Raw genomic sequence first — 22,336 nt, forward strand, 5'->3', positions numbered from 1 at the left:
GTTCCTTGCGTACAACGGGAAATGCGAGAAGGAGTTATGCGCGCGACGGAACGAGACGGTCACAAATCGCGCAGAGGGCAGAGCTGTCCCGTCTGACTCAGTCGGGTGACGTGCTCGGCAGCCCTGGAAGGCTGCCTGGGCAGCGACCGTCGCGGCGCTCCTCGACCGACCACCTCGACGGCGGGAAGAGCGAGTTGTGCGACGTCAGAACGGCGAGCACGCCGCGCGTGCCGCCGGAGTTGTCGGAGTGGCCGGACGACGCGGAGGCCGTCGCGACCACGGGAGCCTGCTGCGGTGCGGGCAGCGGCAGGTCGTGGCCGGGAACCGACCAGTTGAGGTCGCTCTTCGGCGACGGCTCGGTCTTGGCGGGTCCAGGAACGGGCAGATCGGGCAGCTGCGGCACGACCTTCTTGACCGGGACGACGGGCGGCGCCGGCGGTGCGGGAGGCGGAGCCTCTGCGGCGGCTTTCGCGGCCTTGGCGGCGGCGCGGGCCTCGGCCTTCGCCTTCATGACCTCGGGCGGCGCCTGGTTCGTCACGGTGCCGGACCGGGTGTTGCTCTGCGAGCCGCCGGTGAAGTCGAGGACGGGGCCCTCGTCCTCCGGCTCGTCCTCGGGTTCCTGCGGCTTCGTGACGACCGGTGGGGGCGCGAGCTTCTGCGTCCGGTGCGTTTGCAGCACGGACGAGGTGAACGCCTTGGCCCAGCCTGCGGGGTCCTCGAGCAGCTGCGGCGCGTCCTGGGCCGCCTCGGCCCTGATCTCGACGGCCGGAGGTTCCCCGGTGTCCGCGAACGCGTCGGTTCCGCCCAGCAACCAGGCGGCGGCGGTCAACCCGCCCAGGGCAGCGGCCCGCAGCAGCAGTGCACGAGCTCCACCACCGGCCACAGGATCACCACCGTCCACCGTTCAGGTCACCGCCAACGCACAGCGCCGTCGGAGGTCGACGTTGAGCTATGTCTAGCACTGGTGAGTGACTTTGCGAACGAACTCGGCGCAAAACACTCGGAAGGGCGTTCCCGTGCGGCTGTCCGGGTTGCCCTGATCAGGCATGAACACCGTGTGTGTCGTCATCGGATCGAGTGACTTTGTGCCTCGGTCCCCTGTGGACCGTGTCGCGCCGGGGGATGGTGTCCGTTGTGGACGCGCCAAAGCAGGTCAACAGCCTCTCTGAGCTGGTCGATCACGCCTCAGCGGCCCTGGGCCCGGTACACGCCCACGACCCTGAGGGCCCAAACGAGTGTTTGGTCCGTTCGGGCGAACTGATCGTCCTGCCAGCAGACGCACCCACTGTGCGCAAGCGCTTGCGGGGCGTCTACTCCCACGAGGAGATCGCCACCGGCGCCATCCGGATGTACACGAAAGCTCCGGACCGCCTCCGGGTCGTCGACATCGCCCGCGAGGTGGGCGCCACCCCCAACCACGTCCACCTCTCCTGCCCGATCATGATCGGCACCTCCCGCCCGGTGGTCGGCGGCCACATCCCCGAGCTGCTCGGCGAGGGCACGGTGGCCCTGCTCGACACCCCTCTGGACGCCCCGCACGGCGCACTGGTGGCGGGCGTCCTGCGCCACCACGGCGCCACGGTCCGCCCGTTCCCGGTGCTGACCGCCTCGGGCTTCGGCGACGACCTGACCCTCGCCGCCGCCCTGCGCGCCACCCGCTCGCTGCCCGTCGTCCTGGTCGCGTCCGGCACCTACTCGTTCAACGACGAATGCCCGCCGGTCCTCGCCGCCACGGGCCGCAACGTCGTGGCCGCCGCAGGCAACGGGGGCTCCACCCGGCCCTGGTGGCCTGCCGCGCTGCCCGCCGTGACCGCGGTGGGCGCCTCCGCCGCCTTCTCGGGCCACGGGCCGTGGGTGGACGTCGTTGCCAATGGAGTGGACGTGCCGGCCACGGTGGGCTCAACGCAGGCGCTGTGCACCGGAACGTCGTTCGCCGCTGCGCTTCACGCCGCCACCCTGGTTCCGGTGCCGTAACAGCTGAACCCGAGGTCGGCTACGACTGCTGCCGCCTCGACCGGGTGGTCGATGAGCCGGTGAACCCGGGTCATGGCCCTGCTGACTCGCGCGTCCGGCACCGGCAGCACGCTGGCGATCACCGCCCTGGTTCCGGCGTCGAGGAACGCGCGGGCCAGCCCCGACTCGCAGGCCGACAGGACCACCACCTCCGGCGGGTGCTCGAGCCTCGCGATGTCGTAGCCGTAGAGCGGGCCGTCTTTCAGCTCCAGGTGGGAGAAGAGCGGATTGTCCGTGTTCACCTCGCCGTGTGCGGCGATGTGGACCACGCCCGCGCCCTCCATCGCCGCCAGCACGTCGTCGGCGAACGGTGTGATGCGCCGGCCGCCGTGTTCTTGTTGCAGCGCAGGCACTTCCTCGTACTCCAGCCCTGGTCCGGCGATCCAGATCCGGCGGCAGGGGCGTGATCGCCGGGGCGGTCGCCAATGCCGCAGCGAAGGAATGACGTGGACGCGTCGGCCCAGGGCCGCCCACGGCATCGCGTGCAGAACACCGTCCGGGATCACCACGACCTCTTCGGCGTCAGGAAGAAGCGCCTCTGCCGCTGACACGGGTCTGCCTGCCGCAACGGCCAGTCGTGCCTCCTGCACCAGCGTGGCCACGTGAGGGACATCGCGAAGGCGAGCCCTGCCGTTCACCACGGTCACGGCGCGCATTCGTCCTTTGTGGACCACGAAGCTGACCAGCGGCAGTTCCGGCAGCACAACGGTTTCCCGGACACCGCGCGAGCCGGTCGCGAGTGCGAGCCGTCGAACATCGCGCTCCAACGCCTCGACCGGGCCGCCGAGGGCCCGTGCCCGGCGCAGTGCGGTCAGCGCGTGTGCGAGTCCGGGATTCGGTGGTGGCAGCGGAGACCGCCAGCTCGTCCGGTGCTGTTCCGCCCAATGCAGCACTTCTCGTGCCGTGCGGGCGAGCCCCAGGGCATGACTCGTCAGCTCGCGGCGTGGCCAGTCGCCGAGGTGCTCGTCCAGCAACCTCAGCCCCGCCCGGCACGCCGCCAGCGCCCCTCGCCGATCCGACCGCCGCGCCTGCGCGAGCCACCCGAGCGCCCGCGTCTGCACCGGCCCGCGAAACCGGTGGGCCGCAACGGCGTCGAGCTTCCCGGCCGCGAGCATGAACTCGACGTCAGAGCCCCCGAGCCGCAAGGCCGGGCCTGGATCCCCGTCCCGCAACGCACAGCGCGCGCTCAGCACCGCCAGCTCCGGCACGTGCCGGTTGCACCTGCGGAGCAACTCCAGCGCCGGAGTCAGCACGCGGCGCGCTTCGGTCGTGAGTCCGGCGGCGAGCAGTGCCTCGGCGCGATCGACCAGAGCCTCCGGCCGGCTCGTCGAGTCGAGGCCTGCCTTGGCCGCGTCCTCGTACCGCCGCAGCGCGAGCGGCAGATCGCCGGCGAGCATCGCCACGAACCCGCGGTTGTGCAGGCACATCGCCGCACGCGCGTGCTCACCGATGGCTTGCAACACCGTCTGTGCGGCAGTGAAGTCGGCATCCGCTCTGGCCAGTTGGGTGGCGTTGCACCGTGCGATCCCACGGCCGATGAGCGCGTTGGCGAGCCAACGTTCATCGCCGTACCGCCGCAACTCCTTGATGACCGCGGTCAGCTCAGCGATCGCCAACCGCGGTTCGGCGGCGTGGCACAGATGGAGTCCGCGCAGGCATCTCGCCCGCGCCAGCTCCCGGCCTCGCAGGTGCGGTGCCGCGAGGTCCAGGTGCGCGAGGCTCTGCTGTCGGCGGCCTCGGTCCAGGTCGATCCACGCGAGCGTCAGGTGGAACCGGGCCTCGCCGGTGAGCCGCAGCCCGCGCTGGGCGTACCGGGCGGCGACGTCGAGGTGGCCGAGCTCCACGTGGGCGACGCTCAGGTCGTGCAGGGCATCGGCACGCTGGGCTTTCGTGCCGCGGACGGCCGTGGCGTCGATGGTGGCCCGCGGGTCGGCGGTGGCGCTCATGCGACGAACCACCCGGTCGTCAGCCCCAGCGACGGAACGGTCACGCACACGGGTCCAGGCGTGATGTCGGCCCTGAACCAGCCCTCGGCGTCCGGGCACAGGGCCTGGACCGAGCTGGGTGAACGAACCTCCACCGGCAACGACCGGTCGATGATCCCCGTCAGGCGGGTCGCGTCGAGCTGGAGGTGCAGGCGGCCGGCGCCGAGGTGGAACACGAGCTGCCTGGCCGGTCCGCGGACGGGCTCGTCGACGGCCTGCATCGGTTCGAGCCCGGTCGGGCGGGCCGTGAGGACGGGCGGCGGCGTGTCGGAGCTGAGCAGATCGGCGATCTCGTCGAACAGTGGGTCTCTCACAGCTGTCCCTCCAGCTTCCGCCGCAGCTGGGCGAGGCACCGGCTGCGCGTGGAGCCGACGTTCCCCAGCTTCATCCCCAGGGCTTCCGCAACCTGTGCATAACTCAGGTCAGGGCTGTGGGCAGCGATGCACAGCAGTCGCTGGCACCGCTCGTTCAAGGTCATCAACGCGGTCCACAGGCGGCGCTGCCGGTCGTTGGTCACGGCGACCTCCTCCGGCGCGGGCAACGACGACTCCGGCTCCCAGCGGTCCAACGGGACCTCTCGTCCGCGGGCGCGCACGACGGCGATCGACTGACGGGTGGCGGTACGGATCAGCCACGCACCGAGCCGCTCGGGTTGTCGGATGCGTGTCAGGTGCTCGGCCAGGCAGAGCCAGGTGCACTGGTACACGTCGGCCGCGTCGGCATAGCTCAGGCGGAACGATCTGGGCACCGACCAGACCAGCCGGGAGTAGCGCTCGACCAGCAACTCCCAGCCCGGCAGAGCTGCGCGGGCCGCATCGAGAACCTCGGAGTTCGAATCCATGCCATTTGGAGTCGAACTCCGGTCAGGAGGCTCCCCGGCTCACCCGAAAGTGGGTTGTCCACAGGTGTGGAGGAACTCATCCACACCTGTGGACAACTACAGCTTGTGGAGGCGCTCCACAGCCTCGTCGATCACCGCGTCCTGCTTGCAGAACGCGAACCGGATCAGGTGCTGCCAGTCCTCGGGGTGGTCGGTGAACACCTGGACAGGGACCGCGGCGACGCCGATCTTGGCGGGCAGGTCGCGGCACAGGGCCCAGCCGTCGGTGTAGCCGAGCGGGCGGACGTCGGCGCAGATGAAGTACGTGCCCTCCGACGACCGCACCTCGAAACCGGCCGCACGCAGCCCCTCGGCCAGACGCGCGCGCTTCGAGGCCAACGAGTCACGCAGCGACGTGACCCAGTCGAGCTCGGCGGTCAGGGCGTGGGCGACGGCGGGCTGGAAGGGCGCACCGCCCACGAAGGTCATGAACTGCTTGGCCGCCCGCACCGCGGACACCAGCTCGGCTGGCCCGCACACCCAGCCGATCTTCCAGCCGGTGCAGTTGAACGTCTTGCCCGCGCCGGAGATCGACAACGTCCTGCCCGCCATCCCCGGCAGCGACGCCAGCGGGATGTGCGAGAGCCCGTCGAACACCAGGTGCTCGTAGACCTCGTCGGTGATCGCGAGCAGGTCGTGCTCGATGCACAGGGCGGCGATGGCCTGCAGCTCCTCCAACCGGAAGACGGTCCCGGTCGGGTTGTGCGGCGAGTTGACCAGGATGGCGCGCGTCCTCGGCGTGACCGCGGCGCGCAGAGCCTCGACGTCCAGGGCCAACCGGCCGGAAGCGTCCTCGCGCAGACCGACGGTGACCCGAGTGGCACCGGCCATGGCGACCGATGCGGCGTAGGAGTCGTAGTACGGCTCGATGAGGATCACCTCGTCGCCGGCCTCGACCAGTGCGAGCAGCGACGCCGCGATCGCCTCGGTGGCGCCGACGGTCACCAGGACCTCGGTGTCCGGGTCGTACGACATGCCGTACCGCGAGCGGTGTGCGGCGATCGCCCTGCGCAGCACCGGCATGCCGGGGCCCGGCGGGTACTGGTTCACGCCCGACGAGATCGCCGACCGTGCTGCCTCCAGCATCGACTCGGGTCCGTCGGTGTCGGGGAAGCCCTGACCGAGGTTGACGGCGTCGTGTTGCACCGCCAGCGCCGTCATCTCCGCGAAGATCGTCGACGTGAACGGCTGCAACCTGGGGACTAGCGCTGGTACCCGCACAACGCAGGATCTTCACCTGAAACTCGCGTTGATGGAAGTCCATCCGTTCCGGGTCGGTCCTCTGTGCGGGTGCCCGGCAGGACTTGCTCGAACGTGTGTTCTATCTTGGTTCGGTGAAGATCGTCGTGCAGGTGCGTTTGCTGCCGTCCGCCGAGCAGGCGACGGCGCTAACGGCGACTCTGCGCGCGTGCAATGCGGCGGCGGACCGAGCCTCGCGGGTTGCCTTTGAGCAGAACGTGCATTCCCGCAACGATCTGCAGAAGTTGGTCTATGGCGAGATGCGGAGCTCTGGTCTAGGTGCTCAAGCCGCAGTGCGGACGGTGAAGAAGGTCGTTGACGCTTACAGCAGTGTGCGAGCGAGTGTTCGAACCGGGAACCCGCACGGTGTTCGTCAGGTCAACGCCCGAAGCAAGCCGATCAGGTTTCGCGAGTACGCGGCACAGCCGTTCGACGATCGCATGCTGTCGTGGCAGTACAACGCCGGGACGGTGTCGATCTGGACTGTGGTGGGCCGTTTGAAGGGCATTCGGTTTGCCGCGCACTCTCATCAGCTCGCGACGCTGGTCTCGCATCGTCAAGGTGAGTCCGACCTGGTGTTGCGAGACGGCAAGTGGCTGTTGATCGCCACCTGCGATGTGCCAGAACCAACCATGGTGGAGCCGCGCGACTGGATCGGTGTCGATCGCGGAATCGTCAACCTGGCCACCACATCGGATGGGCAGAACTTCCAGGGCCGCCGGTTGCAGCGGTACCGGCGGTGGCATGCGCGAAAGCGCGCTGAGCTGAAGGTCAAACGAACCAAGTCGGCGACCCGTCGTCTCCACAGGCGTGGCCGTCGGGAACATCGCCATGCAACGAACGTCAACCACACGATCGCCAAGAAGCTGGTGGCTGTCGCGCAACGCACCGGTCGCGGTATTGCCCTCGAAGACCTGGGTGGTATCCGCGACCGGGTACGGCCTCGTCGTGACCAGCGAGCCACTCACTCTTCCTGGCCGTTCCATCAGCTTGGCGCGTTCATCGAGTACAAGGCGAGGCGTGCCGGCGTCCGGGTGATTGTTGTGGATGCCCGTCACACCTCGCAGATGTGCCCACGTTGCGGTCACACCGCCCGCAACAACAGGCGTGACCGCGACCGTTTCCGTTGTCGCAGATGTGGCCTCGCTGGGCCAGCCGACCATGTCGCCGGGATCAACGTGCGCAACCGTGCACGCTCGGCGTGGGTACCTGTCAACGTGCCCGAACCTTCCGCCTGAACGGAAGGTTGATGCGGCCTGTCCGTCACAGCCAGTGGCGAACGGAGAACGCGACCCGGCTTGAAGCGGTGCAGAGCACAGCGCTCAGCCCTTCATGGTCGGGAAGTTGACGGACAATGGCTGTGTGGAGCAACTGACCGCCGCTGACCAGCAGAAGCGCACCGACCTGCGCCGGATGAAGCTCGTCGCGACCAGCTTCCTGGTCGGCGCCACGGTCATCTTCTTCGCGACGCACGCGTTCGAGGGCGCGTGGGTCGGCTACGTGCGAGCCGCCGCCGAAGCGGGCATGGTCGGCGCGCTCGCGGACTGGTTCGCGGTCACGGCCCTGTTCAGGCGCCCTCTCGGCCTGCCGATCCCGCACACGGCGATCATCCCCACCCGCAAGAACATGTTCGGCAAGACGCTCGGCGACTTCGTGGGCGTCAACTTCCTCAGCCCGGAAGTGGTGCAGGACAAGCTCAGGCGAGCCGGCATCGCCGAGCGCGCGGGTGCGTGGATCAAGCTGCCGGAGAACGCCGAACGCGTCACCAACGAGCTCGCGAACGTCATCAAGGGCGCGATCACGGTGCTCAAGGACGAAGAGGTGCAGGCCGTCCTGGAGCACGCGATCGTCAAGCGGGTCACGGCGCAGCCGTGGGGGCCGCCGCTGGGCAAGCTGTTGAACCAGGTGCTCACCGACGGCGCGCACCACAAGCTCGTCGACCTGATGTGCGACCGGGCCTACGAGTGGGTGCGCGACAACTACGACAAGGTCACCCTGATCGTCACCGACCGCGCGCCGACGTGGTCGCCCAAGTTCGTCGACTCGCTGCTCGGCGACAAGGTCTACACCGAGCTGGTCAACTTCGCCTGGGCGGTCAAGACCGACGTCAACCACCCGATGCGGCTCGCGGTGGACCAGTTCCTGCTCGAGTTCTCCACCGACATGCAGAACGACCCGGCCACGATGCAGCGCGCCGAGCAGGTCAAGCAGCAGGTGATCGAGCACCCCGACGTGCAGAAGCTCATCAACAGCGCATGGGGCACGGCGAAGAAGATGCTGATCGACGCCGCCGAGGACCCGTCGAGCGAGCTGCGCAAGCGCGTGACGCAGGGGCTGATCACGCTCGGCACGAACCTGACGGACGACGCCGGCCTGCGCGCCAAGGTCGACGGCTGGCTGGAGCAGGCCGCCGGGTACGTCGTGCAGAACTACCGCGCGGAGATCACCACGCTGATCACGGACACGGTCGAGCGCTGGGACGCCGAGGAGACCTCGCGCAAGATCGAACTGCAGGTCGGCAGGGACCTGCAGTTCATCCGCATCAACGGCACGGTGGTCGGCGCGCTCGCCGGCCTCGTGATCTACACCGTGGCCAACGCGCTGTTCTGAGACACGTTCTGGGCACGCGTTCGTTTTCGGAACGTCCTGGCCTTCTCGCGGTTGCCGCACACCTGCATCGAGCACCAGGTGCGCGAGCGGTTGCGCGAGCGGTCGAAGAACGCACGCAGGCAGTCGTCGGCCGGACAGATCTTGAAGCGTTCCCAGGACCCCAGCACGGCGAGCCGCGCGGACGCCGCGAGCACGGCACCCAGCGCGTCCGAGCTGGACAACACGGGGACACCGTCGGTCAGCTCGATGTGGACGACTCCCGCGGCGGTCTGGGGGCCTGACGACCCCTCGATCGACGACCGCAGTGCCGCCCGCGCGGCGCGCGCCTGTGCGATTTCCCCGCTCCGCCCGAGGCCGCGTTCGGTCACCCACGTGCGCCAGGAGGCTTCACTGTCCAGTACGTGTCGAGTGTTCAGGAAGTCGAGCAGCAGCTCGACGTCGTGATCCCAGCCGACAGTCAGACCAGTCACCCCACCACTGTAGGCGCCACGGCGGTTGTGCGTCAGGGCATCCGATGAATACACCCGGTGTATACACGGTGTGTATAGTGCTTCCCATGTCGATCGGACACGCACTGTTGGGCCTGCTAGAGAGCGGTCCAAGGCACGGATACGACCTCAAGCGCGCCTACGACGAGCGCTTCGGTCAGGACCGGCCGTTGCACTACGGGCAGGTGTACTCGACCCTGTCGCGGCTGCTGAAGAACGGTCTCGTGACCGAGGCGGGCGTCGAGGCGGGTGAGGGTCCTGAGCGCAAGCGGTACGCGATCACGGATGCCGGGGTCACCGATGTGGAGCGCTGGCTGAGCACCCCGGAGAAGCCGGAGCCGTACCTGCAGAACACGCTCTACGCGAAGGTGGTGCTGGCCCTGCTGTCCGGCCGCAGCGCCACGGAGGTGCTCGACACGCAACGCGCGGCGCACCTCGCCACGATGCGCGAGCTGACCAGGCGCAAGGTCGACGGCGACCTCGCCGACCAGCTCATCTGCGACTTCGCCCTGTTCCACCTCGAAGCCGACCTGCGGTGGCTCGAACTGACCGCCGCCCGTGTCGACCAGCTGGCCGAGGAGGTCACGCGATGAGCCTGTTGAGGGCAGAAGGCCTCACCAAGTCGTTCGGCAAGACGCACGCGCTCGAGGGCGCGGGCATCACGATCCGCGCGGGCGAGGTCGTGGCGGTGATGGGGCCGTCCGGCTCCGGCAAGTCGACGCTGCTGCACTGCCTCGCCGGGATCCTGCCGCCCGACAGCGGCACGGTGCACTACGGCGACCGTGAGCTGACTGCGATGAACGACGGCGAGCGCAGCGAACTGCGGCGCACCGAGTTCGGGTTCGTCTTCCAGTTCGGTCAGCTCGTGCCGGAGCTGACCTGCCTGGAGAACGTCGCGCTGCCGTTGCGCCTGAGCGGCATGAAGCGCAAGGACGCCGAACGCGCCGCGCGGGACTGGCTCGGCCGGCTGGAGGTCGACGGGGTCGCTGACCAGCGTCCCGGTGAGACCTCGGGTGGTCAGGGCCAACGCGTCGCCGTGGCCCGCGCCCTGGTCACCGGGCCGAAGGTGATCTTCGCCGACGAACCGACCGGCGCGCTCGACTCGCTCAACGGCGAACGCGTCATGCACCTGCTCACGACCGCGGCCCGCGAAACGGGTGCCGCCGTCGTGCTCGTCACGCACGAACCGCGCGTCGCCGCCTACTCCGACCGCGAGGTCGTGGTGCGCGACGGCCGTTCGCGTGACGTGGAGTTCGCCCGGTGAAGCGGGTGATCAGCGACCTCGCCCTCGGCGTCCGGCTGGCTGTCGGGGGCAGCCGGAAGTCCTGGGCGAGGCTCGCTCTGCAAGGCGTCGGCATCGGGCTCGGCGTCGCGTTGCTGCTGTTCGCCGCGTCGCTGCCGAGCGTGATCGACGCGCGAACCGACCGGCAGGCCGCGCGCGAAATCGTGGCCGAGGGCAACGGTCCGGCACCGCTGCTGGCCGAGCACCAGAGCCACGCGTTCCGTTCCGACTACGCCACCGGGTACTACCTCAAGGCTCTGACGCCGGATGCTCCGGTGCCGCCGGGCATCGACCGGGTGCCGGGCGACGGCGAGATCTTCCTCTCGCCCGCGCTCGCGAGGCTGCTCGACTCACCCCGCGGCGAGCTGCTCAGGCCGCGCTTCCCGCAGAAGGTCGTCGGCACGATCAGCCAGGCCGGCCTGCAGAACCCGAACGAGCTCACGTTCTACGCCGGCAGCGCGGACATCAGGGAGGACGACAACGCCGTCCACGGCTGGGGAGTCGCGCGGCAGGGCGGCGGGATGCACCCGGTGCTGTGGCTGCTCAGCGTCGTCGGCCTGGTGGTGCTGCTGTTCCCCGTGCTGGTCTTCGTCGGGGTCGCCACGAGGCTCGCCGCGGCCCAGCGCGACCGCAGGCTCGCGGCGTTGCGGCTGGTCGGCGCGGCCGCGAGCCGGGTGCGGCTGATCGCGTCCGGTGAGTCGCTGGCCGGCGCGCTGGCGGGGCTCGTGGTCGGGTTCGGGATCTTCTTCGGGGTCCGGCCGTTCGTCGACCGGATCTCCATCAACGAGCTGTCGGCCTTCCCGAGCGAGGTCATGCCGACGCCGGCGCTGACGCTCACCGTGATCGTGGCGGTGCCGGTGCTCGCGGTCGTCACGTCGCTGCTGGCGATGCGCCGCACGATCATCGAGCCGCTGGGCGTGGTGCGGGACCAGAAGCCGGTGCGCCGCCGGGTGTGGTGGCGGCTCGTGCCCGTGGTGGCCGGTGTCGCGCTGCTCGTCAGCCAGATCGGCAAGATCACCCAGACGGAGAAGCCCAACCAGTGGCCCGTCGTGTTCGGCATCGTGCTGCTGATGCTCGGCATCCCGGTGCTGCTGCCGTGGCTGGTGGAACGGGTCGTGTTCCTGATGAAGGGCCGCACACCGGCGTTGCAACTCGCCGTGCGCTGGTTGCAGCTCGACAGCGGCACGGCGGCTCGCGTCGTCGGTGGTGTCGCGGTCGTGCTCGCGGGCACCGTGACGCTGCAGATGATGCTCGCCGGCGTCGAGCAGGAGGTGCAGGCCAAGGAGAAGAAGCAGGCCGCCTTCCACTACCTGAGCGTCAAACCGCGGCAGGGTGCCGACACGAACGGCATCGCCGCGGCGCTCGAGAAGGGCAGGGGTGTGACCGCCCTGCACCGGGTCGAGCAGGCCTGGGGACAGCTCGACAGCGGCGGTTACGTGACGCTCAACATCGCCCCGTGCGCCGCGCTGACCAAACAGGCGACCATCCCGAACTGCACGGACGGCAAGGCCTACTCGGTGCGGGAGTCCACCGGGCTGCCGGCCGCCCAGGCCGGTGACGTCGTGACGTTCCGGCACTCGGGCGAGAGGTGGACCGTGCCCGCGGTCGAGGTGATCGAGGGAACGGGCAGCATCCCCGGCCTCCTCATCACCCCGGCGGCCGCACGTGGCCTGGTGCCGTTCGGCACGGAGGTCTTCGTCGAGCTCGACCCCGCGGTGCCCGATGCGGCCGAGCACGCGCGCAACGCCATGGCGGGCTACTCGTGGCAGGTGTACAGCTACTTCGGCGGCCAGGACGACACCGACGAGGCGGAACGGGTGTTCGGCGTGGTCCGTCGCGCGCTGCTGGCCGGCTCGCTGCTCACCCTGCTGGTCGCGGCGGCGTCACTGCTGGTCGTGGCGCTGGAGCAGGTCAGGGAACGCCGTCGGCCGCTCGCCGTGATGGCCGCGAGCGGGGTGCCGCGCGGCACGCTGGCCCGGTCGTTGCTGTGGCAGAACGCGGTGCCGCTGGCGATCTCCACCGCGGTGTCGCTCGCGACCGGCATCGGCCTGGGCGTGCTGGTGATCCGCGTGATCGGGGCCGAGGTCGCCTTCGACTGGGCGGGCATCGGCCTCATCACGGGGATCGTGGTGGGCCTGACGTTCGCGGTCACTGCTCTGACGTTGCCTTCGCTGAGAAGGGCGACCGGAGCACTTGGCCTGCGGACCGAGTAGTCACCTCGTGCTCTGCCAGGCGGTCCTGCACCAGTCCGTGCCGGAACTGGTAGCAGGCGCCCGCCCGGCAGAGCACGCCGAGCTTGCGCGAGTCCTCCAGGAAGACCATCAGCTCCCAGGGCAGCTTTCCGCGCAATGCCAGCCAGATTCGCGCCACGGTGAACCACCACCAGCGCAGGTGCAGCACGGCCAGCGCGAACCCCAGCATCAGCCCGGACGCGAGCCCGAGCCCGACCATGCCCGACTGCCCGGGGCCGAACACCAGCGCCGCCGCCGAGCCGAAGACCACGGCCAGGGTGAGGGATCCGGTCCAGACCGCGATCCGGTCGCGCGCCATCGTCCACTGAGGACTGGAGGCTTGCGAGAGCTCAGCGGAGCTCGACAGGGCGAACCGCAGCGCGACCGCCACGGCGAGCCCGAGACCGACCACGAGGCCGGCGGAAAGCCCGTACAGCGCACCGAAAACCAGGCCGGCGGCGAGTCCGAGGACACCCGGTACGAGCAGGAGGCTGCGCCAGATCCCCAGGCGCGGCTTGGCTTTGCGTTCCTGCGACGCGCTGAGCGCCGCCGCACCGACACCGATGCCCGCGACCAGGCCGGTGATCGGGGCGAGTGACGGCGTGATCGAGTACGCCATCAGCCAGGCCACGCCGAACCCGCCGATCGCACCCAGCACCAGCGCGCCGAGCAGCGCGAGCCACGTGTTGCCGACCGAGCGGCGCAGCTCCCACCAGGCCAGCTCGCGGATGCCGCGGTCGCGCATCTCGTGGGCGAGGAACTCCAGCCACCGGCGGGCCCTGTCGCGTGGCCAGACCTGCGTGGCCCTGGCGTGGTGCGCGAACGCCCTGTTGCCGAACGCCCGCGACACCAGCTCGTCGCAGAGGTGGTCGGAGATCGCCCGCGCGTCCGGGAAGCGGCCGCGGTCGAGCAGTTCGGTCGGCTCGGCCTCGCTGTCCGCGTAGACCATGCTGGCGAGCCACATCGTCAACGGCGTGGAGAGCGCGTCGGCGAGCCTGCCGTCCGGTTCCTCCCGCAGCTGGATGAACACCGGCTCCCACCGGGCCGCACCCACGGTGTCCGCGCTGGCCCGCAGGTAGGCGGCCACCTCCTCCAGGTCGAGCGGGGCCATCTCGACGACGTCGGCGCCGGGCAGCGGACCGGCGACGTGCACCGCCTGCTCGTACTCGGCGGTGCGGCAGGTCAGCACCAGCGGGCGGCTCGCGGGGAACGCCCTCGCGATGCGGGCGAGAGCGTCCGCGCGCTGGTGGCCGGGGATGTCGTCCAGGCCGTCCAGCACGGGCAGCACGCGTTGCTGCTCGACCAGAAGATCACCGGCGTAGCTGCCGTACAGCTCGGTGTTGCGCAACGCCGGGTGGTCCTCGTACAGCCTGCGGGTGAGCCACGTGCGGATGTCCTCGACCGCCGGGTTCCACGTCGACAGCGGCAGCAGCACCGGCACCATGCCGCCGTCGTAGCGGTCCAGCAGGCCGCACGTCAGCAGCATCGCGACGGTCGTCTTGCCGGTGCCGGCCTCGCCGAGCAGCACCATCCTGCGGTTGATCTGCCGTTCGAACGCGCCGACGACCGCGTCACTGCGCCCTGGCGGCGCGTCCGGTTCGTCGCTCACGTCCAGCTCGGGGGCGGTCCAGTGCAGATCGAGCACGTCGGGGTCGGTGAGGCCGCGTGAGCGCACCTCCTCGTTCCACTGCGCGTGCAGGCCGATCGCGAGCGCCCTGCACGCGGCGTCGAGGTGCTCGTCAGTGCTCAGCTCGGCGTTGTGCCTGCGGCGGACCCACGGGTCGAGTAAAGCCAGGAAGCCCAGGAACGCCAGCGCGAGGACGATCAGCCACACGTGCGGGTTGATGCCGTGGTCGGTCACGAACAGGCCGGCCGCGGTGAGCAACGCGGTCAGCACGCAACCGGTCAGCAGTGCCTGCTGACGGAATCTGGACATGCGTCGCATCATGACGCACCGCATCCGCCCGGTGTCGATTCAGTGACCCGTGTCGTGACGTTCGTTCATGATCACAGCTGCCACCTGTGGTCGTTCAGCGTCAGGAACTGGCCGCCGCGCCCGACCGTGATCCCGAAGTGGTGCCTGCGGGGCTTGCCCAGCGCGTGCCACTCGACGACGGCCTGTTCGGCGAGGTCCCACAGGTGGCGAGGGCCTGCCTGGTCGACGTGCGAGCCGTGGTGGTGCACCCACGAACCGTCCGGGTGGGCGAGCCAGTCGTTGCCCGCGACGACGCCGGGCAGCGCGATGCCGGCGAAGAACTCGAACGGGCTGGCCGGGTCGACCACGGTGTTCAGCGGCAACGTCGTGGCGCGGCGGTCGAACGTGCCGGAACCCGCGAGCGCCGGAGGGCGGGCGTGCGCGCGCAAGGGCATGAAACGTCCGTCTTCGATGAGCACGCGTCCCTCGCCGGTGCCGTCGCCGTTCGACTCGATCTTGACCAGGCCCGCGCCGATGGGGCGGTGCAGCGTGGTGACGACCAGGCCTCCCGGCCGCGTCTGCTCCAGCCAGGCGGTCGGGATGGTCGAGACGGAGCACGTCGCCAGCAAGCGGTCGTACGGCGCGCGCTCCGGATGGCCGAGCGCGCCGTCGCCCGTGACGCACGTCGGGAAGAAACCGTTGCGCAGCAGGTGTTCCCGCGCCCGCCGGGAGATGTTCGGGTCGACGTCGATCGTGGTGACGTTCGCGTCACCCACGACGTGGCAGAGGAGAGCCGCGTTGTAGCCGGTGCCGGTGCCCACCTCGAGCACCGACTGTCCGTTGTGGACCTCCAGTGCCTCCAGCATGATCGCCATGATCGTGGGCATGCTCGACGAGCAGGTCGGTGTGCCGCCGGTCACCGTGTCGTCGCCGTCGAACTGGGTAACCCACACCCGGTCGGCGTAGACGAGTTTCAGCCAGTCCGGGTGCTTCGCGGTGATCAGTTCCCAGTCGCCGCTGTGCAGCTGGCGGTAGAAGCGGGGCAGGAACTCGTGCCTCGGAACCGTGCGGAAAGCCTTGAGCCACTTGGAATCGCGCAGCACACCGTCACCGAGCAGGTGGTCCGCCAGCTCGGCGCGCAGGGCCCCGGCGTCGTCCATGTCACCCACAACGGTATCCCTGTGGCGGAGCACACGCAGCGGTTGCTAGCAGGGTGCTTGCAATAGTTAGCACTCAGGTCTAACGTTGTTGGTGGCACGAGGAACGGGAGCGGGAACAGTGGACAAGTCCATCGACAAAGCAGTCGCGGACCTCGGCCGCAACATCGGTGAGTACATCCGCGAGCAACGCAACAACGCCAAGATCTCCTTGCGGGAACTGGCGAAGCAGGCGGGTGTCTCCAACCCATACCTCAGCCAGATCGAGCGAGGACTGCGCAAGCCCAGTGCGGAGATCCTTCAGCAGATCGCCAAGGGGCTGCGCATCTCGGCCGAGGTCCTCTACGTCGAGGCCGGGATCCTCCAGCAGCGCGAAGGCGGTGCGTTGGCGGACGCCATCGTCGCCGCGACCGATCTGACCGAGCGGCAGAAGCAGGTGCTGCTCGACGTTTACGAATCTTTCAGGCGGGAGAACGCCGCCAAGAACAAGGAGGAGTGATCTCCATGCCGAAGCTCACCCAGGACGACGTCCGCAAGACCGCCGAGCAGGCCGCGCACGCCGCGCGTCAGGCCCTGCTCGCCGCGCTCGGCGCCGGTGACCTCGCCGCCAAGGCGGTCGTCGAGGCGCTGAACAAGGCCAAGGAGCGCGCGGAAGAGGCCCAGACCAAGGCCGCGGACCTCCCCGCCGAGCTCAAGGACCTGCGCGAGAAGCTGCAGCCGGCCGAGCTCAAGAAGCTGGTCGACGCCTACACCGCCTCCGCGGTGAACCTGTACACCTACCTCGCTGAGCAGGGCGAGCAGACGCTGGAGCAGATCAAGGCCCAGCCGCAGGTCAAGCAGGCCGTCGAGCAGGTCGAGCACGCCGTCGAGGCCGCGCAGAAGCGCGCCGAGTCCGCCGCCGCCGACGCCCGCGAGCTCGCCGACGACGTCCTCGGCAAGGTGACCCGCCGCACCCGCTCGGTCGGCGAGAAGGTCGCCCACGAGGTCGAGGAAGGCGCCGAGAAGCTGGCCGAGGAGATCGTCGAGGTCGGTGGCGAGGCCGCGCACGAGGTCCGCAGCACGACCCGCAAGGCCGCGAACCGCACCGCGCCGCGCAAGCCGGCGACGACCACCCGCAGCACCACCGCGGCCAAGAAGACGACCACGACGAACACCACCAAGTGAGTCGCTGAAGTCCGTTCAGAGTCTGTTCAGAGGGGAGCACGCCACCAGGCGCGCTCCCCTCTCGCCGTACCGGCACGTAGTCTGGGCCCGTGGTGTTCTCCGTGCCGATCTTCAGCTTCTGGAACCTCGACGGCATCGTGTACTTCTTCGCCGACCTGGGGTTCACGATCCTCGGGCTGTTCGCGTTCTTCCACGCGCTGGCCCAGCGCGTCGACGCCTACACCGCGGCCGAGAGAATGACGAAGCCGGCCTGGCTCGGCATCACCGGTGGTGGAGCGGCCGCGATGCTGCTCTTCTCGCCAGGAGGCGTCGGCTCGATCTTCTGGCTGGCAGGCCTTGTCGCCGTGCTCGTGTACATGGTCGACGTGCGCCCGAAGCTGATCGAGGTCCAGCGCGGCCCACGCTGGTGATCACGCACTCCTACGGCACCGGCGCGCCCGTCACGCTGGTGGCACCCGGCCTCGGCGCCACGCCGGGCGAGGCGCGAATCCCCGCCTCCGGCCTGCCCGGCACCCGCGTCGTCGTGACGCTGCCTTCGCACGGGGACGCGCCGGACGCACCGCCCGGCTACTGGGACTACGGCCGCATCGCCGCCGACCTCGCGACCGTTTCCGCAGATCAGGCCGTCGGCGTCTCGCTCGGCGCCGGGGCGCTGGTGCGCCTGCTGTCGCTCGAACCCGACCGTTTCCAGCGGGTGGCGCTGCTGCTGCCCGCCGTGCTGGACCAGCCGCGGCAGCCGTTCACGTTGCAGCAGCTGTCCGACCTGACCGTGGGGCCGCCGATCTACGTGGCCGAGCGGCGGCAGGCGTTGAGCCGGCTGTCCGCGGCCGCCGAGCAACTGCCAGGCCAGGTCGCTGTCGCCGACGCCTCGCTGTTGGCGGACGTGTCCATTCCGGTGCTGGTCATCGGGGCCGTCGGTGATCCGCTGCACCCCGAGGACGTGGCCAAGGCGACCGCGGCGGCGTTCCCCAACGGTGAGCTGTGGCTGATCGACTCACCCTCGCCGTTGATCACGCACCGGGCCGAGGTGCGGCACCGATTGGTCGACTTCTTCACCGGGTAGCCGAAGTGCATGGCCGAACAGAAGAAGATCGCATTCCTGGTCGACACGGAGGGGATCGAGCAGGTCGAGCTCACCGACCCGTGGACGCACGTCGAGAAGGCCGGCGGGGTACCGCGGCTGCTCGCGCCCAAGCTCGGTGAGGTCCGGGGCTTCAACCACCTCACGCCCGCCGACTCGTTCCCGGTCGACACCACGTACGCCGATGCCGTCGCGGACGACTACGACGGTGCCGTCATCCCGGGTGGTGTGGCCAACGCGGACTTCCTCCGGATGGACTCCGACGCCGTTGCACTGGTGAAGGCGCTGGTGGCGGCGGGCAAGCCGATCGCGGCGATCTGCCACGGGCCGTGGCTGCTGGTCGAGGCCGACGTGGTGCGCGGCAAGATGCTGACCTCCTTCCCGAGCCTGCGGACCGACATCCGCAACGCGGGCGGTGATTGGGCTGACCAGGAGGTCCGGGTGTGTGACATGAACGGGTGGACGCTCGTGACGTCCCGCAACCCCGACGACCTGCCGGCGTTCAACCGGGAGGCCTTGAAGGCGTTCGGGCTGGAGTGAGCAGGGTCTGCAGCCCCTGCTCGGTTTCCTAGAGCCGCGTCTGGGCGTAGTGGGCCATCGCGTCACGGACCCACTCGGCCATGTTGCCGCCGTCGACCTCGAAGTTCACCCGGAACTCCGCCGAGTCGACGTAGAGGTTGCCGAGGCCCGTGTAGGACTCCCGGTTCGGCGTCCAGCTCAGGAGGATCCAGCGGTAGTGGCGGTCGATCAGCTCCTGCGTCTCGGGAGCGTCGATCGCCTTGCCCGCGGTGAACAACGCTCCCAGTTCACGAGCGATCTCCTGCCACTCGTTGATGAACCGGTCCGCGTCGGCGCGGTTCCAGCCCTTCATCCTCTTCTTGCTCTCGGCGATGTGCTCCTTGGCACCATCGCCGTAGCGCTCGACCAGTTCGGCCTCGTAGCGCTCCTGCTTCGACGCGTCGAAGCCGTCGAACAGCTCTTCCAGTTCCACTTCGTCCCCTCCTTCCAGTTCTTCGATCGTTCGCGCGACGGTGTTGGCCAGCCGGCTCAGCCGCTGTTGCTCGCCCTGCAGCCACCGGTGGTGGTTGCGCAGGACGGTCAGCTGGTCGGTGCCGTTGAGCACTTCCGCCACCGCGTCGAGGCCCAGGCCCAGGTCGCGCAGCAGCAGGATCTGCTGCAGGCGGTGCACCTGTTCCTTCTCGTAGTAGCGGTAGCCGTTGTCGCCGACCCAGGCCGGCGGCAGCAGCCCGATCGAGTCGTAGTGCCGCAGCGTCCTGGACGTCACCTTCGACATCCGGGCCACCTGGGCGATCGACCAGGCCATTTCGGTTCCCCCTTCGCGCTTGGTCTCAACGGTAAAGGTTGACGTAGCGTCAAGGTCAAACCGAGTTTGGCAGGATGGTTCGTGTGTGGACCATCGCTGGATCGTTGGAACCCGTACCCGTGCTCTCCCGCCTCGACCTGGTGCCCGAACCGGTAGCGGCCGCGTTGAAGAACCTGGACGGCGCCGACCGCGTCGCCGTCGCCGAGATCGACGCCTCTCTCGCGGACACCGCGGAGTTCTGCGCGCACTACGGCTCGCCGCTCGAAGCCTCGGCGAACTGCGTGGTCGTCGCGGGCAAGCGCGGCGGCGAGATCCGTTATGCGGCCTGCATGGTGCTCGCGACCATGCGCGCGGACGTCAACGGTGTGATCCGCAAGCGTCTCGACGCGCGCAAGGCGTCGTTCGCGCCGATGGACGAGGCCGTGGCGTTGACGGGCATGGAGTACGGCGGCATCACGCCCATCGGCGTGCCCGCGGACTGGCCGATCCTGGTGTCACCGGAGGTGGCCGCCGCCCCTGAGCTGGTCGTGGGCAGCGGCATCCGGGGCAGCAAGATCCTCATCCCCGGCGACGTGCTGATGAAGCTGCCCGGCGCCGAGGTGGTGCCGGACCTAGCTCGCGTACTTGACCAGTAGCTCGACCGCCTCGTCGATCTCGTCGGTGACGAGGATCCACTGCTCGGCCTCCCGGCCCGCCGCCAGCTTCTGCACGAGCGGCGCGGCCGGCACCTCGTCGGTCCAGAACGCCTTGCCCAGGAACACCATGGGCGCGGCGGGGCCGACGCTGCCGTAGTAGTTCTGCGTGAAGTCCTGGAAGACCTCCTGGACCGTGCCCGCCTTGCCCGGCGTGTAGACGATGCCGCCGGTCGCGACGGTCAGCAGGCCCTCCTCGCGCACCGAGTTCGCGAAGTACTTGGCGTGCAGCTCGCAGGCCGGGTTGGGCGGCTCGTGGCCGTAGAACCAGGTCGGGATGCCGATCGTGCGCGGGGTGTCGAAGCTGGGGATCTCCGGGAACGCCGCGAGCCACCGGCCGATCGACTCGTCGTCGTGGCCGAACGTCGGTGCCTGCGCGAGGCAGGAGAGGACGTCCTTGTCGGCCTCGCCGAGCCGCACGCCCAGCGGCACCGCCTCCATCGCGCCCGGTCCACCGCCGGTCAGGACCGTGAAGCCGGCTCTGCCCAGCGCGGCGCCGAGCTCGACGGCGTTGCGGTAGCCGTCAGACCCGCGGGCGAGCGCGTGGCCGCCCATGACCGCGACCGGCGAGCCCGTCAGCGTCTCGTCGAGCGCCTCGGTGATCGAGTGGTCGTGCAGGCGTTCGGCCAGCGCGTGCAACGGGTCGGGGTGGTGGCCCTGCTGCTTGCTGTGCTTGTAGATCACCGCGTCCGGGGTGTCCGCGTACGACTTGGGGTCTGCCGGGTCGAAGCCCGCGAACAGCTCGGCGGGCGTGTACAGCGACGAGCGGTACACGTCGTACGGCACGTCCGGGATCACCGGGAAGATCAACGCTCCGGCCGCCTCGGCCCGGCGCTGCATCGTCTCGCTGAGCGTGCAGCCGAGCAGCAGCGCCCCGTCCAACGGGACCCGCACGTCCTCGCGCGTGAGGTCCAGCCCGATGATGACGGCTTTGCGCAGGTCAGGCTCTGCCCGCAGCTGCTCGAGGTCGGTGATTTCGATCCGCACGGGAAAAAGCCTATGCCGCGGGCGAACCGTCTGGCCGTGGAATCCGAATGACTTGTGGGAACTGAGGTCCGCTCGTCGTCCGTCGAGCGGCCGTGGGCCGCGCTGCCCAGGAAAGGTTCCCCGCAATGGCTACCGAACAGCTGACCGGCTGCGCCGCCCGTGGTGCCCGAGTGGTGGATCCCCACCGCGTCGAGTACCTGGACTGCGGCGGCTACGGAGTTCCCTTGCTCGGCCACGCCCACCCGGCGGTGGTGCAGGCGGTGGTGGGCCAGGTGCGCCGCCCGTCGCTGCTGGACCGCCTCATGCTCGACCTGGTCACCCCCAACGGCCTCGACCACGTGCACGTCTTCCCGTCGGCGTCCGAAGCCGCCCAGTTCGCCGTGGCCCTGGCACAGGCCAATGGCCGCCCGCGAGTGTTGACCACCGGCGAGGTCCCGTACGGCGGCATCGACTCGTTGCGCGCAGTGTTGGCGTCCGGCCCACCCGCCTGCGTGCTCGTCGAACCCGTCCGCGGCGTCTCGTTCCCGCCCTCCGGCTATCTGAGGGCGATCGCCGAGGTGTGCCGCGAGCACGACGCACTGCTGGTCGTCGACGAGACGCGCACGGGCCTGGGCCGCCTCGGCGTGTGGTGGGGCTCCGACATCGACGGCGTGACCCCGGACATCCTGCTGGTCGGCGAGGGCCTCTCCGGCGGCGTGCTGCCGATAGCCGCCGTCGTGGCATCAGCCCACGTCGAGGTGCCGCTGTGGCGCGGCCCGGAAGCTGTGTCACCGCTGGCCTCCGCCGCCGTCAACGCCTGCCTGCGCGTCATCGCCACCGAGGGCCTGGTGGAACGGGCGTCCTTGCTCGGCGACGAACTGCTCTACGGACTGCGCACGGTGGTGGCGGGCAAGGCACACGCGAGCGGCCGCGGCCTGCTGCTCGGCGTGGAGCTGCCGGACCAGCGCGCAGCCGACGTGTTCACCGGCGAGCTGCTGCGCCTGCGCGTGCTGGCCGATTTCCGCGGCCGGACGGTGAGCTTCACCCCGCCTGCCGTCATGACAGCCGCGGACGCCGGGTGGCTGGTCGAGGCCGTCGGGAGGGCCGCGGCCAAGATCTGAGTTCGCCCGGTACGCACGGCGCACTCCCGCCAAGATCCACGGCGGGGGTGCGCCGTGCTCGTACTTCTTCCGGTTCTGCCCCCGACCGACCCGTCTGGTGCCCGCGGTCCCGACAACGCCATCAGCCGGAAGCGGATCGAACTCGATGATCCTGCTGCACTGGAGAAGAAATACGGTCCGAGGCCGGA

General features: G+C 69.7%; 23 protein-coding genes. 13 read left to right on the plus strand and 10 right to left on the minus strand.

Annotated features, from left to right (window positions below; genetic code table 11):
• Positions 1–97 precede the first annotated feature (97 nt).
• Entirely contained in the window at positions 98–883 is a 786-nt protein-coding gene (locus IEZ09_RS10910; RefSeq protein ID WP_189253519.1) for a hypothetical protein, read from the minus strand.
• 404 nt (positions 884–1,287) lie between these two features.
• On the opposite strand from IEZ09_RS10910, the gene IEZ09_RS10915 reads away from it, so the two are divergent.
• The gene (locus tag IEZ09_RS10915; protein ID WP_189253520.1) at positions 1,288–1,974 is read left to right on the plus strand and encodes a S8/S53 family peptidase; all 687 of its coding nucleotides are present in this window, start codon (positions 1,288–1,290) and stop codon (positions 1,972–1,974) included.
• Here IEZ09_RS10915 and IEZ09_RS47420 read toward each other — a convergent pair.
• The 4 genes from IEZ09_RS47420 to IEZ09_RS10935 form a co-directional block, all read right to left on the minus strand.
• Complete coding sequence (locus IEZ09_RS47420) at positions 1,944–3,959, minus strand: CHAT domain-containing protein (protein ID WP_189253521.1); 2,016 nt, start codon at positions 3,957–3,959, stop codon at positions 1,944–1,946. The two genes, IEZ09_RS10915 and IEZ09_RS47420, sit on opposite strands and share 31 nt — an antisense overlap.
• Complete coding sequence (locus tag IEZ09_RS10925; RefSeq protein ID WP_189253522.1) at positions 3,956–4,312, minus strand: hypothetical protein; 357 nt, start codon at positions 4,310–4,312, stop codon at positions 3,956–3,958. The genes IEZ09_RS47420 and IEZ09_RS10925 overlap by 4 nt, the downstream gene beginning before the upstream one ends.
• Positions 4,309–4,839, minus strand: coding sequence for an RNA polymerase sigma factor (locus tag IEZ09_RS10930; protein ID WP_189253523.1), 531 nt, complete (start codon positions 4,837–4,839; stop codon positions 4,309–4,311). The genes IEZ09_RS10925 and IEZ09_RS10930 overlap by 4 nt, the downstream gene beginning before the upstream one ends.
• Positions 4,840–4,935: 96 nt before the next feature.
• Positions 4,936–6,099: a pyridoxal phosphate-dependent aminotransferase gene (locus IEZ09_RS10935; RefSeq protein ID WP_189253524.1), complete on the minus strand. Its 1,164-nt coding sequence runs from the start codon at positions 6,097–6,099 to the stop codon at positions 4,936–4,938.
• A 113-nt stretch (positions 6,100–6,212) separates the two neighbouring features.
• Here IEZ09_RS10935 and IEZ09_RS10940 point away from each other — a divergent pair, with 113 nt between their 5' ends.
• Together IEZ09_RS10940 and IEZ09_RS10945 are read left to right on the plus strand one after the other, a co-directional pair.
• Positions 6,213–7,355 (plus strand): RNA-guided endonuclease InsQ/TnpB family protein, encoded by a 1,143-nt coding sequence (locus IEZ09_RS10940; protein ID WP_189253525.1) that lies wholly within the window; start codon positions 6,213–6,215, stop codon positions 7,353–7,355.
• 124 nt (positions 7,356–7,479) lie between these two features.
• A complete protein-coding gene (locus tag IEZ09_RS10945) occupies positions 7,480–8,727 on the plus strand; it encodes a DUF445 domain-containing protein (protein WP_370467692.1) in 1,248 nt (415 codons plus the stop codon).
• On the opposite strand, the gene IEZ09_RS10950 is transcribed toward IEZ09_RS10945, so the two are convergent.
• Positions 8,700–9,197: a CGNR zinc finger domain-containing protein gene (locus IEZ09_RS10950; RefSeq protein WP_189253527.1), complete on the minus strand. Its 498-nt coding sequence runs from the start codon at positions 9,195–9,197 to the stop codon at positions 8,700–8,702. The genes IEZ09_RS10945 and IEZ09_RS10950 overlap by 28 nt on opposite strands.
• 86 nt (positions 9,198–9,283) lie before the next feature.
• Between IEZ09_RS10950 and IEZ09_RS10955 the strand changes: the two genes are divergently transcribed.
• Genes IEZ09_RS10955 through IEZ09_RS10965 form a run of 3 tightly spaced genes read left to right on the plus strand, consistent with a single transcriptional unit; the run spans position 9,284 to position 12,710 of the window.
• The gene (locus IEZ09_RS10955) at positions 9,284–9,808 is read left to right on the plus strand and encodes a PadR family transcriptional regulator (protein WP_189253528.1); all 525 of its coding nucleotides are present in this window, start codon (positions 9,284–9,286) and stop codon (positions 9,806–9,808) included.
• A complete protein-coding gene (locus IEZ09_RS10960; protein WP_189253529.1) occupies positions 9,805–10,479 on the plus strand; it encodes an ABC transporter ATP-binding protein in 675 nt (224 codons plus the stop codon). Before IEZ09_RS10955 ends, IEZ09_RS10960 begins: the two co-directional genes overlap by 4 nt.
• A complete protein-coding gene (locus IEZ09_RS10965) occupies positions 10,476–12,710 on the plus strand; it encodes an ABC transporter permease (RefSeq protein ID WP_189253530.1) in 2,235 nt (744 codons plus the stop codon). The genes IEZ09_RS10960 and IEZ09_RS10965 overlap by 4 nt, the downstream gene beginning before the upstream one ends.
• Here the strand turns inward: IEZ09_RS10965 and IEZ09_RS10970 are convergent.
• Both IEZ09_RS10970 and IEZ09_RS10975 read right to left on the minus strand, forming a co-directional pair.
• Positions 12,646–14,664 carry an NACHT domain-containing protein gene (locus IEZ09_RS10970; protein WP_229812444.1) on the minus strand — a complete coding sequence of 673 codons (2,019 nt, stop codon included), beginning with the start codon at positions 14,662–14,664 and terminating at the stop codon, positions 12,646–12,648. The two genes, IEZ09_RS10965 and IEZ09_RS10970, sit on opposite strands and share 65 nt — an antisense overlap.
• Before the next feature lie 71 nt (positions 14,665–14,735).
• Complete coding sequence (locus IEZ09_RS10975; RefSeq protein ID WP_189253532.1) at positions 14,736–15,803, minus strand: methyltransferase domain-containing protein; 1,068 nt, start codon at positions 15,801–15,803, stop codon at positions 14,736–14,738.
• A gap of 118 nt (positions 15,804–15,921) precedes the next feature.
• On the opposite strand from IEZ09_RS10975, the gene IEZ09_RS10980 reads away from it, so the two are divergent.
• The 5 genes from IEZ09_RS10980 to IEZ09_RS11000 all read left to right on the plus strand — a co-directional run bounded on the left by IEZ09_RS10980 (position 15,922) and on the right by IEZ09_RS11000 (position 18,585).
• On the plus strand, positions 15,922–16,299 hold the full coding sequence (locus IEZ09_RS10980; RefSeq protein ID WP_189253533.1) for a helix-turn-helix domain-containing protein: 378 nt from the start codon (positions 15,922–15,924) through the stop codon (positions 16,297–16,299).
• A gap of 5 nt (positions 16,300–16,304) precedes the next feature.
• The gene (locus IEZ09_RS10985; protein WP_189253534.1) at positions 16,305–16,964 is read left to right on the plus strand and encodes a hypothetical protein; all 660 of its coding nucleotides are present in this window, start codon (positions 16,305–16,307) and stop codon (positions 16,962–16,964) included.
• A gap of 134 nt (positions 16,965–17,098) precedes the next feature.
• Positions 17,099–17,374 (plus strand): DUF2516 family protein, encoded by a 276-nt coding sequence (locus IEZ09_RS10990; RefSeq protein WP_189253685.1) that lies wholly within the window; start codon positions 17,099–17,101, stop codon positions 17,372–17,374.
• Entirely contained in the window at positions 17,371–18,027 is a 657-nt protein-coding gene (locus IEZ09_RS10995) for an alpha/beta fold hydrolase (RefSeq protein WP_189253535.1), read from the plus strand. Before IEZ09_RS10990 ends, IEZ09_RS10995 begins: the two co-directional genes overlap by 4 nt.
• A gap of 9 nt (positions 18,028–18,036) precedes the next feature.
• Positions 18,037–18,585 (plus strand): type 1 glutamine amidotransferase domain-containing protein, encoded by a 549-nt coding sequence (locus tag IEZ09_RS11000; protein ID WP_189253536.1) that lies wholly within the window; start codon positions 18,037–18,039, stop codon positions 18,583–18,585.
• A gap of 28 nt (positions 18,586–18,613) precedes the next feature.
• Here the strand turns inward: IEZ09_RS11000 and IEZ09_RS11005 are convergent, their stop codons facing one another.
• Positions 18,614–19,369: a MerR family transcriptional regulator gene (locus IEZ09_RS11005; protein WP_189253537.1), complete on the minus strand. Its 756-nt coding sequence runs from the start codon at positions 19,367–19,369 to the stop codon at positions 18,614–18,616.
• 74 nt (positions 19,370–19,443) lie between these two features.
• On the opposite strand from IEZ09_RS11005, the gene IEZ09_RS11010 reads away from it, so the two are divergent.
• On the plus strand, positions 19,444–20,004 hold the full coding sequence (locus tag IEZ09_RS11010; RefSeq protein WP_189253538.1) for a YbaK/EbsC family protein: 561 nt from the start codon (positions 19,444–19,446) through the stop codon (positions 20,002–20,004).
• On the opposite strand, the gene IEZ09_RS11015 is transcribed toward IEZ09_RS11010, so the two are convergent.
• The gene (locus IEZ09_RS11015; RefSeq protein WP_189253539.1) at positions 19,981–21,048 is read right to left on the minus strand and encodes an LOG family protein; all 1,068 of its coding nucleotides are present in this window, start codon (positions 21,046–21,048) and stop codon (positions 19,981–19,983) included. The genes IEZ09_RS11010 and IEZ09_RS11015 overlap by 24 nt on opposite strands.
• Positions 21,049–21,173: 125 nt before the next feature.
• Here IEZ09_RS11015 and IEZ09_RS11020 point away from each other — a divergent pair, with 125 nt between their 5' ends.
• Complete coding sequence (locus IEZ09_RS11020; RefSeq protein WP_189253540.1) at positions 21,174–22,148, plus strand: aminotransferase class III-fold pyridoxal phosphate-dependent enzyme; 975 nt, start codon at positions 21,174–21,176, stop codon at positions 22,146–22,148.
• Positions 22,149–22,336 lie beyond the last annotated feature (188 nt).

The organism is Lentzea flava, from assembly GCF_014648475.1.
Taxonomy (GTDB): Bacteria; Actinomycetota; Actinomycetes; order Mycobacteriales; family Pseudonocardiaceae; genus Lentzea; species Lentzea flava.

Coding starts and splice junctions, on each gene's coding strand:
- IEZ09_RS47420 (WP_189253521.1), bottom strand. CDS start 3,959: ATGAGCGCCACCGCCGACCCGCGGGCCACCATCGACGCCACGGCCGTC.
- IEZ09_RS10930 (WP_189253523.1), bottom strand. CDS start 4,839: ATGGATTCGAACTCCGAGGTTCTCGATGCGGCCCGCGCAGCTCTGCCG.
- IEZ09_RS10955 (WP_189253528.1), top strand. CDS start 9,284: ATGTCGATCGGACACGCACTGTTGGGCCTGCTAGAGAGCGGTCCAAGG.
- IEZ09_RS10960 (WP_189253529.1), top strand. CDS start 9,805: ATGAGCCTGTTGAGGGCAGAAGGCCTCACCAAGTCGTTCGGCAAGACG.
- IEZ09_RS10970 (WP_229812444.1), bottom strand. CDS start 14,664: ATGTCCAGATTCCGTCAGCAGGCACTGCTGACCGGTTGCGTGCTGACC.
- IEZ09_RS10975 (WP_189253532.1), bottom strand. CDS start 15,803: ATGGACGACGCCGGGGCCCTGCGCGCCGAGCTGGCGGACCACCTGCTC.
- IEZ09_RS10985 (WP_189253534.1), top strand. CDS start 16,305: ATGCCGAAGCTCACCCAGGACGACGTCCGCAAGACCGCCGAGCAGGCC.
- IEZ09_RS11000 (WP_189253536.1), top strand. CDS start 18,037: ATGGCCGAACAGAAGAAGATCGCATTCCTGGTCGACACGGAGGGGATC.
- IEZ09_RS11005 (WP_189253537.1), bottom strand. CDS start 19,369: ATGGCCTGGTCGATCGCCCAGGTGGCCCGGATGTCGAAGGTGACGTCC.
- IEZ09_RS11010 (WP_189253538.1), top strand. CDS start 19,444: ATGGTTCGTGTGTGGACCATCGCTGGATCGTTGGAACCCGTACCCGTG.
- IEZ09_RS11020 (WP_189253540.1), top strand. CDS start 21,174: ATGGCTACCGAACAGCTGACCGGCTGCGCCGCCCGTGGTGCCCGAGTG.